This window comes from uncultured Georgenia sp. (genome assembly GCF_937958535.1).
Classification (GTDB): Bacteria; Actinomycetota; Actinomycetes; order Actinomycetales; family Actinomycetaceae; genus Oceanitalea.
In genome coordinates this window covers 1-10,861 of sequence record NZ_CALGNQ010000195.1, presented here as the reverse complement: position 1 = coordinate 10,861, position 10,861 = coordinate 1, and the positions used below count along the sequence as shown (strand labels likewise).

The 10,861-nt window shown below is 71.7% G+C and carries 9 protein-coding genes and 1 pseudogene; 4 read left to right on the top strand and 6 right to left on the bottom strand.

The window, feature by feature from the left end; genetic code table 11:
• A pseudogene (locus Q0195_RS10445) lies at positions 1–448 on the bottom strand (hypothetical protein); the annotation flags it as partial.
• A 236-nt stretch (positions 449–684) separates the two neighbouring features.
• Between Q0195_RS10445 and Q0195_RS10440 the strand changes: the two are divergent.
• The 4 genes from Q0195_RS10440 (at position 685) to Q0195_RS10425 (ending at position 6,037) form a co-directional block, all read left to right on the top strand.
• Positions 685–2,937: a DUF222 domain-containing protein gene (locus tag Q0195_RS10440; RefSeq protein WP_299278056.1), complete on the top strand. Its 2,253-nt coding sequence runs from the start codon at positions 685–687 to the stop codon at positions 2,935–2,937.
• A gap of 531 nt (positions 2,938–3,468) precedes the next feature.
• Positions 3,469–4,473: an ATP-binding cassette domain-containing protein gene (locus Q0195_RS10435; protein WP_299278053.1), complete on the top strand. Its 1,005-nt coding sequence runs from the start codon at positions 3,469–3,471 to the stop codon at positions 4,471–4,473.
• Entirely contained in the window at positions 4,473–5,141 is a 669-nt protein-coding gene (locus Q0195_RS10430) for a methionine ABC transporter permease (RefSeq protein ID WP_299278050.1), read from the top strand. The genes Q0195_RS10435 and Q0195_RS10430 overlap by 1 nt, the downstream gene beginning before the upstream one ends.
• Positions 5,142–5,185: 44 nt before the next feature.
• Positions 5,186–6,037: a MetQ/NlpA family ABC transporter substrate-binding protein gene (locus Q0195_RS10425; RefSeq protein ID WP_299278047.1), complete on the top strand. Its 852-nt coding sequence runs from the start codon at positions 5,186–5,188 to the stop codon at positions 6,035–6,037.
• Positions 6,038–6,112: 75 nt separating this feature from the next.
• Here Q0195_RS10425 and Q0195_RS10420 read toward each other — a convergent pair whose 3' ends face one another.
• From Q0195_RS10420 to Q0195_RS15790, 5 genes are all read right to left on the bottom strand, one after another.
• Positions 6,113–6,934, bottom strand: coding sequence for a phosphoenolpyruvate hydrolase family protein (locus Q0195_RS10420; RefSeq protein WP_299278045.1), 822 nt, complete (start codon positions 6,932–6,934; stop codon positions 6,113–6,115).
• 67 nt (positions 6,935–7,001) lie between these two features.
• Positions 7,002–8,237 (bottom strand): Tm-1-like ATP-binding domain-containing protein, encoded by a 1,236-nt coding sequence (locus tag Q0195_RS10415; RefSeq protein ID WP_299278042.1) that lies wholly within the window; start codon positions 8,235–8,237, stop codon positions 7,002–7,004.
• A gap of 117 nt (positions 8,238–8,354) precedes the next feature.
• Positions 8,355–9,065, bottom strand: a complete 711-nt coding sequence (locus Q0195_RS10410; RefSeq protein WP_299278041.1) for a dienelactone hydrolase family protein — start codon at positions 9,063–9,065, stop codon at positions 8,355–8,357.
• Positions 9,066–9,306: 241 nt separating this feature from the next.
• Positions 9,307–9,600, bottom strand: coding sequence for a hypothetical protein (locus Q0195_RS10405; RefSeq protein WP_299278038.1), 294 nt, complete (start codon positions 9,598–9,600; stop codon positions 9,307–9,309).
• Positions 9,597–10,861 (bottom strand): DUF4389 domain-containing protein (locus Q0195_RS15790; RefSeq protein ID WP_366518095.1); only part of this gene is annotated, 1,265 nt, incomplete at its 5' end. The genes Q0195_RS15790 and Q0195_RS10405, both read right to left, overlap by 4 nt.

Here is a 10,861-nt window from a genome sequence, read left to right as displayed (position 1 = left end):
CTGCCTCCTCGGCCGCTTCCCGCTCGGCCTGTTCGGCTGCTTCCCGCTCGGCCTGCTCAGCGGCCTCCCGCTCGGCCTGCTCTGCGGCCTCCCGCTCGGCCTCGTCGGCGGCGGCCTTCCCCGCCTCGTCGCGTGCGGCGCGCTCCGCCTCCTCCGCCTCCACCGTCGCCGCCTTCTCGGCGGCCTCCCACTCGGCCTCGGCTGTGTCGGCGTCCTCAGTCGCGGCGGTGGTCGCGGCCTGCTCCGCGTGCGTGGGGGCGGGCTCGTCGTCGCCTCCGACGGCGAGGCCGATGCCGACCGCGACCGTGAAGGCGAGCACCAGGACGCCGGCCGGGACCGTGAGCCACTTCTTCGTGTACCAGGGGCGCGGGGCATTCTGGGTGCTGGACCCTGCGGCAGGGTCCAGCACCCACGACTGGTCGTACGGCGGTGGCTGGTGTTCGGTCACTGTTGCTCCCTCGTCGGTGCAGTGGCGTGTCGTACCGGACGTCGCGCTGAGTGGACGGAGCCTGCCGGTCCGCCTCAGCGCACCCGCGCGTGCTGGTGGGCGGGCAAGAGATGGTCTCGACCGTTCCATCGGCCGCGAGGCGCGGGTTCTGAGCTATCGCACCGTCCCCGGCGACGCCCTTGCCTCTTGCGTGTCGAACGTATGTTCGATACGCTGGTTCGAAGGAGGTCGTAGCGATGGCACACGACGGTAGCGACGGCGCACCCGATCCGCTCCGGGCCACGTCTGCCGCCGCGCTCGGCCGGAGGCCGCGAACGCTGGCGGACGGCGTGCTTGCCGGCGTGCTCGTCTCCGGCATCGAGGTGTTCCTGCGGAGCCACCTTGCTGCCCTTGACGACGGCGAGCTGCTCGCTTCCGGCGTCGACCTCCCCAGCCCACACCGCGACCTCGATATCGCGATCGACGCCGAGTTCCTCACGTTCGGCCTTCCCATGTACGCCGCTGCGGATCCGGAGAACTGGCCCGAGCGGACGTTGGAGGAGCTCCTTCCCCAGGAAGGTGCTCTCGGCGAGTACCTCGAGCACCTGCCACCGGGAGAACGCCTCGCGAAGCTCCTTGCGGCGATCGACCTGGATAAGGTGGACACATACTCGGTCGTGGAGGTCGTCGCGGCGTACAAGCGGATGGAGGCATGGTCGGCGGCCAAGGCCGCACATGCCGCCGCGGTGCTCGCCGAGCGTGACGAGCTCAACCCCACATGGCCCGGCACCGTGGCCGGCCGGACGAGGGGCGAGTGTGTTGCCGGCCAGGAGCTGTCCATGCGGCTGCGGGTGAGCAAGCTGTCCGCGATCCGTCTGGCCGCGTGCGGTCGGGCCTTCGGGGCCATGTTCCAGCCCACCGGTCAAGCGCTCGAGGCGGGACTCATCGACTATCCGCGCGCCCAGGCCATCGTCACCACGCTGCAGGATCTCCCCGCGGAGGTGGCGATGGCCGCCCAGTGGGAGGTGCTGCCCAAGGCGCCGGGGCGCACGCTGCGCCAGGTGCAGCACGACCTCGCGAAGGCCGTCATCGCCGTGGACCCCGACTCTGCCGACGCCCGCCATCGCGCCGCCCGGCAGAAGCGGTGCGTCCACCGGCCGCGTGCCCTGCCCGACGGCATGGCCAGCATCACCGCCGTGCTCGCCGCCGGCGACGCTATTGCCCTCGACACCACCCTCGAGGCTGCCGCCCGCGCCGCGAAGAACAACGGCGACCGGAGAACACTCGACCAGCTGCGCGCCGACTCCCTCGCCCTCATGGCGCACACGGCGCTCGAGAGCGGGCACATCGGCCCGTGCCGCGGTGAAGGATGCCGGTGCGGCTGCACGTCACCGGGGAGCGAGACGCGGACATCCGGCCCCGCACAAGACGTTTCAGCGCCCGATTCCACGGCCGCTGATGCGCCGGAAGTTCCGGCGTCCGACTCCACGGGCGCCGACGCGCCGGGCGTCCCGCCGTCCGACTCCGCGAGTGCTGATGCGCCGGAAGTCCCATCGTCCGACCTCGCCGAGGCGCCGTCTCCCGCTGGCGGGCCGGCCTCGCCACCCGGTGACACCGCGACCTCCCCGCCGCCTGCCGAGCACGACGACACCGCCGCACAGCACGACGATGCACCACCGTCTGTCCCACGGTTCGACGACGGGCCGCCCCGTCCGAGCCACCGGCTTCCCGGCGGGTGCCTGCCCACGCTCAAGCTCGGCATGCTCGGTGGCGGACGTGCCGACGTGCGGATCACCATCCCGCTCGACGTCCTCCTTCCCGACCCGCACGCCGCCGAGCTCACGGCCATGGAGCGCGACCCGCAGCCCGTCGCCGAGCTCGAGGGGTACGGACCCGTCCCGCCCGTGGTGGCCCGCGCCATCGCCGCGGGAGGAGGCGTCTGGCGCCGCCTCGTCACCGATCCCGTGACCGAGCAGGTGCTCGACGTCGGTCGCACCCGCTACCAGCCGCCCGCCGCCATCGCTGACCACGTCCGCGAGCGCGACCGCACGTGCATCAGGCCGGGGTGCAGCACCCCCGCACGGAGCTGCGACCTCGACCACGAGCACGAGTGGCAGCACGGCGGCGAGACCTCCGCGGCGAACATGGGTCCGCTCTGCACCGCCGACCACCGCATCAAGTCCATCGGCGCCTTCGCCGTCGCCCACGGCACCGACCGGACCTACGCCTGGACCACCCCGACCGGCCACGGCTACCTCCGTCGGCCCGACGGCACGACCGTCACCCTGCCGCGTCGCACTGCCGATGGGCTGCGCACTGCCGCCGCCGAGGCCACCCGCTCCGGACGTCACCTCGCCCCGGCCGCCGTGGACGCCGTCCTCGCCGAGATCTCGAGCGGGACCGACGTCGGCGGGACCTGGGCGCCGCACGCGGCACCGCCCCGGAGCGAGCCGTGGCCCGGCGTCGAGGACGGCCCCAGCTGGTCCTGGGACGACATGCCGCCGTTCTGATACGGCCGCGCCGCGGCGCTGTGGAGCAGCCCTCCGCCGTGACGCTGGAGCAGCCTCGTGCCTGCGCGCGGCATCAAGGACACCGGCGGCCGGAACTCCGATCCACCGAGACCTCACCACCCCGCCCCAAGATCGTCGACACCTTCCCCGCGGACGTGGGCGTGCGGTTCTCCCACACCCGCCCGCACCGGTGAGATCCCGCGAGATCGCGACCCCGGACGCGAGCACGGCGGGCCGGACACCCGCCCACGCCCTGTTCGACACGTGTTACGCTGCGGCCCTCGATCACGAACGGACTGGACGGATCATGACGATGTGTACGTGTTGCACCTCGCCTGGCTTCGTCCTGTCCCGGGATGGTTCATGACCCACTGACGCATCCGGACTTGGCGAGGCACGTAGACCGTGCCTCGCTTTTTTGTCTCCGCAACGAAGACACGAGAGCTTGCGAGTGCCGATCCCCAGCGCCCTGCACCACCGCCTCACCGACCCGCGAGGTCTCGGGGCGGCGCGATGATCACGCTCGAGCGCGTGTCCAAGCGCTATGTCACGAAGAGCGGCACGGTCGACGCACTGGTCGACGCGTCGCTCGAGGTCGAGCAGGGTGACATCTTCGGCATCATCGGGTTCTCCGGCGCCGGGAAGTCGACCCTCCTCCGCATGGTCAACCAGCTCGAGGTCCCCGATGAGGGTGCAGTGACCGTCAACGGCCTCGACCTCACGTCGATGTCCACCCGCCGGCTCCGCCGTACGCGGCGGGACATCGGCATGGTCTTCCAGCAGTTCAACCTGCTCGAGACGAAGTCGGTCTACCGCAACGTCGCGATGCCGCTGCTCATCCAGGGCACCCCGCGGGCCGAGATCGACCGGCGGGTGAGCGAGGTGCTGCGCATCGTCGAGCTCGAGGACAAGCGCAACGCGAGCATCCGCCAGCTCTCCGGCGGGCAGAAGCAGCGCGTCGGCATCGCCCGCGCGCTCGCGACGTCGCCGTCGATCCTCCTGTGCGACGAGGCCACGAGCGCGCTCGACCCGACGACCACCGAGTCCATCCTCGGCCTGCTCAAGCGGATCAACCGCGAGATGGGCGTGACGATCCTCCTCATCACCCACCAGATGCACGTCATCCAGCGCATCTGCACCAAGGTCGCCGTGATGGAGGCGGGCCGGATAGTCGAGCAGGGCAGCGTCCTGGACATCTTCACCCGGCCGCGCCGCCCGATCACCCAGCAGTTCGTCCGCACGGTCGTCAACGACCAGATCCCCGGACCGCTGCTCGAGGTGGTCCGCAGCGAAACCCGACCCCAGGAGCTGCTCCGGCTCCGGTTCGTCGGCGACACCGTCCGCCGACCCCTGCTCGCCGCCCTCAGCCGGATCGAGGGGCTGGAGGTCAACATCCTCGGCGCAACCGTCGAGGAGGTGCAGGACTCCGTCATCTGCCTCTTCCTCGTCCAGCTCATCGGAGGCGCCCAACCCGTCCGGCGGGCGCACGAGGTCATCGACGACGCAGGGATCCTGCGGGAGAGGATCGAGATCTAGTGGAGCAGGAGATCTTCGGCATCACCGTCGACCAGCTCGTGCTCGCCGGGGTCCAGACCGTCTACATGCTCGGCTGGGGAATGCTCTTCGGCACCGTCATCGGGATCGGCCTCGCCCTGGCGCTCGTGCTCAGCCGGCGCGGTGGGCTCATGGAGAACCGCGTCGTCTACGTGACGGTCAACGTCACGATCAACATCGTCCGCAGCATCCCGTTCATCATCCTGCTCGTCGCGATGATGCCGATCACCCGGATGGTCGTCGGCACCAGCGTGGGCAGCCGCGCGGCCCTCGTCCCCCTCATCGTCTACATCGCGCCGTTCATCGCGCGCATGGTCGAGGCCAGCCTCCTCGAGGTCTCCCCCGGTGTGCTCGAGGCCGCACGGGCGATGGGTGCGAGCAACCTCCAGATCGTCCGCCGCTTCCTCCTGCCCGAGGCCTACAGCTCGATCGTGCTGGCCCTGACCACCAGCGTCGTCGGGCTGCTCGGCGCCACCGCGATGGCGGGCTACGGCGGGGGCGGCGGCGTCGGCGACCTCGCCCTCACCTACGGCAGAGAACGGTTCAACACCCCGCTGATGATCTTCACGGTCGTCATCCTCGTCATCTTCGTCCAGCTCATGCAGGCCGCGGGCAACGCCCTGTCCCGCCGTCTTCGTGAGCCCCGCTGACCACCGACCCGCACGCCGACCGACAGACAAGGAACCGAACCAGCATGCACAAGATCCGCACCGTCGCGCTCACCGGCGCCCTACCGCTGGCGCTCCTCCTCGGCGCCTGCGCCGAACCGGGTGCCACCGGGAGCTCCGGCGACGCCGCCTCCGCGTCGGACGAGAAAACGACGCTGACCTACAGCAAGTCCCAGGGCCCGTACACCGAGCTCTTCGAGGACGCCGTCGCCCCCATCCTCGAGGAGCAGGGCTACACGCTGCAGGCGCACGACATGTCCGACCTGCTCACCGCCGACATCGCCCTCAACGACGGCGACGTCGACTTCAACGTCGAGCAGCACACCGCCTACCTCGAGGCGTTCAACGCCGAGAACGACGGCGACCTCGTCCCGATAACCCCGATCCCCACCGTCCCCGCGGGTATCTACTCCGACCACCACGAGAGCCTCGACGACGTCCCCGACGGCGCCACGGTGGCCGTGCCCAACGACGCCTCGAACATGGCCCGGGCCTACCTCCTGCTGGAGAAGATCGGCTGGATCGAGCTCGATGAGGACGCCGACCCGGCGACGGTGACGCAGCATGACATCGTGGCCGACCCGCACAACCTCGACATCACCGAGATGCGGTCGCTGACCATCCCGCCCGCGAGCGTCGACTTCGACTACATCGTCATCACCGGCTCGATCGTCTACAACGCCGGCATCGACCCGTCGTCCGCGCTGGCCACCGAGGACATCCTCGACCACCTCGTGCTCCAGGTCGTCGTCAAGGAGGAGAACGCCGACGCACCGTGGGCGCAGGCCATCGTCGACGCCTACCACTCCGAGGAGTTCGCCGAGTACATCGCGGCGAACAACGACGGTCTGTGGTGGATCCCGCCGGAGCTGCAGTAGCCGCCCACCACGGGCGGAGCCGCCGGCCGGCCCTCGACGGACCGAGCCGGCGGCCTGCCCGGGGGCAGAAGTGCCTCAGAAGGTGATGGCCTTGAACTCCTCCGTCTGCGCCTTGATCCCCCGCTCGGTGGGCAGCCGCTCGATCGAGGACGCCCCGAAGAACCCGACGACCCCCTTCGTGTTGTCGAGGATGTACTGCGCGTCGGCCGGCTCGGCGATGGGGCCGCCGTGGCACAGCACGAGGATGTCGGGGTTGACCTTCTTCGCGGCGTCGTGCATCTCCTGCACCCGCGCGGCGCTCTCCTCCAGCGTGAGCGCGGTCTGGGCGCCGATGCTGCCGGAGGTGGTCAGGCCCATGTGCGGGACGAGGACGTCGGCGCCCGCCTCGGCCATGGCGGTGGCCTGCTCGGCGTCGAAGACATAGGGCGTGGTGAGCAGGCCGCGCTCGTGTGCGGCGGCGATCATGTCGACCTCGAGCGCGTAGCCCATCCCGGTCTCCTCGAGGTTCTGGCGGAAGACGCCGTCGATGAGCCCGACGGTCGGGAAGTTCTGCACGCCGGTGAAGCCGGCACGCTTGACGTCGTCGAGGAACCTGCCCATGACACGGAACGGGTCGGTGCCGTTGACGCCGGCGAGCACCGGGGTGTCCTTGACGACGGGCAGCACCTCGTTCGCCATCTCCATGACGATCGCGTTTGCGTCCCCGTAGGCGAGGAGGCCCGCGAGCGAGCCGCGTCCGGCCATCCGGTAGCGGCCCGAGTTGTAGATGATGATGAGGTCGATCCCGCCGGCCTCGGCAGCCTTGGCGGACAGTCCCGTGCCGGCGCCCCCACCGATGATCGGCCTGCCGGACTCGACGGTGGCGCGCAGCCGCGCCAGTGCTTCCTGACGATCCATGTGTCTCTACTCCTTACTCTTGTCGGCGTCCGGGCGCGCTCCTGCCGAGCCCGCCCGGCTCGTGGCCTCAGTCGCGGACGCGGCCGATGAGCGCGTGCAGCTCCTCGGCCGCTGCCCGGCCGAAGCCGGGGTCGTTGATCGCGCTGTCCACTTCGTGGACGACGACGTCGCTGCCCTCCAGCTCCTCGCGCAGCGCCGCGAAGCACGCCGCGTCCGCCTCCGGGTCGTGGAACGGCCCACCCTCGACGTCGATGCCGGACACCCCGCGCAGCGGCAGGTATACCGCCACGGGCCCGGTCGCCTCCCTCAGCTTGCGCCCGATCCGCCGTCCGAGCTCGGCCATCTCCTCCGGCGTCGTCCGCATGAGGGTGACCGTCGGGTTGTGGACGACGAACCTCCGGCCGGCGTACCTCTCCGGCACCGTCGCCTCGGGCCCGAAGTTGCACATGTCGAGGGCTCCGACGCTCACCACCTGCGGCAGCCCCGCAGCACCCGCCGCCTCGAGCCGGTCCGGGCCGGCGGACAGCACGCCGCCGAGCATGTCGTCGACCAGCTCGGTGGTCGTGAGGTCGAGCACGCCGTCGAGGAACCCGTCGGCGGCCAGCGCCTCCATCGCGCGCCCGCCGGCACCCGTGGCGTGGAACACGAGCACCTCGTACCCGAGCTCGGTGAGGCGCTGCCGGGCCTCGTCGACCGCCGGCGTCGTCAGGCCGAACATCGTGGCGCCGATGAGGTGCGGCTCGTCCTCCTCCTCCGGAGCGGCCGCGCGCTCGCGGTAGGCCTGCGCCATGGCCGCGACAGCGGCGACGGCGTTGCCCATGATCGCGCGGGAGATGCGGTTGATCCCCGCGACGTCCACGACCGAGGGCATGACCGTGACGTCCTTGGCACCGACGTACGGGCCGACGTCACCGGCGGCCATCGTCGAGACGAGGAGCTTGGGTACCCCGACCGGGAGCACCTGCATCGCGCGCGACGCGACCGACGAGCCGGAGGAGCCACCGACCCCGAGCAGTCCGTGCAGCCTTCCCTCCCGGAAGAGGCGGTCGACGACGACGGCGGCGCCCTCGCCCATCGTCGTCATCGCGGCACCGCGGTCGTTCTCCTCCCGCAGCCGGTCCACGTCGGCGCCGGCTGCCGCAGCCACCTCGGCGGACGTCACGTCGGCGATGCCGCCGCCGTCCGAGAACGTCCCGACGTCGATGAGCACGACGTCGACGCCCCGCCGGGTGAGCTCGTCACGCAGCCACGCGTACTCCTCACGCTTGGTGTCCAGAGTGCCGACCAGTCCGACTGTTGCCATCGTGGATCCTCCTGAGGTGAGACAGCTTCCCGTCTCATCCTCACCCGTCCGGGGGCGGGCGGACCAGGAGGTTGGTCCCAGGCCGGGCCCCGCGCGGCGGCCCGCGGGCGCGCCGTGTCAGCGTGCCGCGCCGGCCGCGGCCACCGGAAAGCGCCGGGCGAGGAAGTCAGTGGTGAGCGCCCACGCGTCGGCGGTCGCGGCCGAATGGTGGAACATCGGTGCCGGGTTGTCGAACGCGTGCCCCGCGCCCTCGTGGAGGTGGAACTCCACCTCGGGGCCGGAGACGGCGGCACGGATCCGTTCGACCTGCTCGAGCGGGATGTAGCTGTCGGCGGTGCCGAAGTGGTGGAGGCTCGGGGCGGTGACCCGGCCGGCGAGGTCGAGCAGGGTCGGCAGCGCCGAGCCGTAGTACGAGACGAGGACGTCGACGTCCGCCACCGCGGCGACGTTGAACGCCACTCCCCCGCCGAAGCAGAACCCGAAGGCGCCGACGCCGCCCGCCACCTCGGGCCGCGCGCGGAGCGCGGTGAGCGCCGCCACGGAGTCGGCGACGGTCTGCTCCCAGTCGAGCCGGCCCGCGAGCGCCATCCCCTGCTCGAGGACGTCCGCGCGCGACTCGTCCACCGTCTCGCCCAGGCGCCAGTAGAGCTCGGGCGCGAGCACGACGTACCCGAGCTCGGCGAGGTCCTGCGCCCGGCTCCGGACGTAGCGGCTCACGCCGAAGATCTCCTGGAGGAGCAGGATCCCGGGGCCGGACCCGGAGGGTGGGAGCCACAGGTGGGCGGGCATGTCGCCGTCGGGCAGGTGGACGCTGGTCGTCTCCGTCATCCCGTCGTGAGCTCCTCGGTCGTCGGACACCGCAGGCTGGGCCCACCATAGCGACGTCAGCGGTAGACGACGTCGTCCACGACGAAGCGGGGCGAACGCGCCGTCCGACCAGTACCGCTTCCCGTACCCCACGGCCACCCGGCCCGGCACCGTGAACGCACGGGCAGGTCCGCCCAGTCGTCGCGGTCGCGTGGTGGCACCCGCGGTTCGTCACGGCCGGACCGGGCAGGGATCCGAGTCGTCACGAGCGACGTCCCCGCAGGCCGATGACCGGGCCGGAGAAGAGCGCGAGGCCCAGGACGAAGCCGACGTCGTACCAGTTCCCGTTGTTGTCCACCGCGTAGATGCTCACGGTGTCGGTGAACAGCGAGACGATGAACGTGACCGGGAGGATGATCCCGTGCCACAGCCCGGGCCAGAAGCCGGCCCCGCCCGGCATCTCCTGCACGTTCTCGCCGGCTGCACACGCGCCGAGCGCGACCACGGCGACGACCACCACGCCGATGAGTGCCAGCACACGTCGCGACCCGGTCACGGCTGCGCCTCCTCCCGGCGACCGACGCGCGCCGGAGAGGCGGCACGGACACTGAGGACGACGACGGCGAGCCCGCCCGCGAGCAGGACCAGCCCGGCAGCGAGGGCGACCCCGGCTCCGGCCCCGACCCACGGCAGGGTCGCGCCGGCGTCGACGCTCGCGCGCACCCCCGCTCCGCCGTCGGCGGACATGACGACCACGACGAAGCTTCCCGGCCGCGGCTCGAGGTCGAGCACCAGCTGCCCGCCGCCCTCGGCGGACGCGAGCCAGATGTCCGCCTCCGCGGGCGGCACGGCCGGTGCCCCACCCGGCAGCTCCCGGTCGACGAAGGCGTTGTCCCGCTGCTCGCGCGCGACCCCGCCGAGGTAGGCGGCCGCGTCCTGCGCCGTCGCCACCCCGAGGAAGATCGCAGCATCGTCCCCGGTGGCACGCAGGCGCACGTCGCCCAGCCCGTCGTCGAGCCACTCCCCCGCGAGGACGATCTCCTCGGTCACGGCGGCATAGCCGGCGGTCTCCACCTGCCACGTCGGCGTGGTGAGGTACCCGTCCTCACGGAGCGCCGACTGCCACACCAGCAGCGCGGCCCCGGCGAGGGCCGCGGCGAGGCCGAGCAGCACGGCGAGGGACCCCGCGACGACGGCGACAGCTCGGCCCGCGGTCCACGACGACGGCGCGACGGCGCCCGGAACCGCCGTGGCGTCCGCGCCCGGGACCTGAGAGCCCACCGGTCCGCGCCCCGACGTCGGCGCGGTGAGCTGCACCTCGGGATCCGGGCCGCCCTGGTCGAGGCGGAACGGTGGGTAGCTGTCGGTCATCAGCCCCGCGTAGGCGGCGACCCGGAGCACCCAGCGGTTGAGCCCGAGCAGCAGGTCGTACAGGCCCCGCGGGTACCCCCCGGTGAAGAGCAGCGCGACCCCGGCGATGAGGACGAGCAGCGCGATGAGCCCGCCCTCCCACATCCACGTCAGCCCCTCGACCTGGCGTGCGACGGCCGCGCCCGCGCCGAGGAAGAAGACGAGGAGGAGGTAGTGGGGCAGGACGAGCAGCCACCACTTGACGAGCACGAGGCCGCGCGAGAGCCGCTCGGGGTACTCGACGTCGAGGTGGGCGGGGTAGTCCGGCACCTCACCCAGGCTGAAGGGCGGGTACCGGTCGGTCGCGAGCGCGCCGTAGGAGTAGTAGGCCACGCGCCAGCTCCAGCGCAGGACCCCGACGTTGAAGTCGAAGATCGCGCGCGGATAGCGGCCCGTCACCACGATCG

Excerpts from the sequence above, each read along its gene's own strand:
- Q0195_RS10440 (WP_299278056.1), top strand. The coding sequence starts at position 685 with ATGGCACACGACGGTAGCGACGGCGCACCCGATCCGCTCCGGGCCACG.
- Q0195_RS10425 (WP_299278047.1), top strand. The coding sequence starts at position 5,186 with ATGCACAAGATCCGCACCGTCGCGCTCACCGGCGCCCTACCGCTGGCG.
- Q0195_RS10420 (WP_299278045.1), bottom strand. The coding sequence starts at position 6,934 with ATGGATCGTCAGGAAGCACTGGCGCGGCTGCGCGCCACCGTCGAGTCC.
- Q0195_RS10415 (WP_299278042.1), bottom strand. The coding sequence starts at position 8,237 with ATGGCAACAGTCGGACTGGTCGGCACTCTGGACACCAAGCGTGAGGAG.
- Q0195_RS10410 (WP_299278041.1), bottom strand. The coding sequence starts at position 9,065 with ATGACGGAGACGACCAGCGTCCACCTGCCCGACGGCGACATGCCCGCC.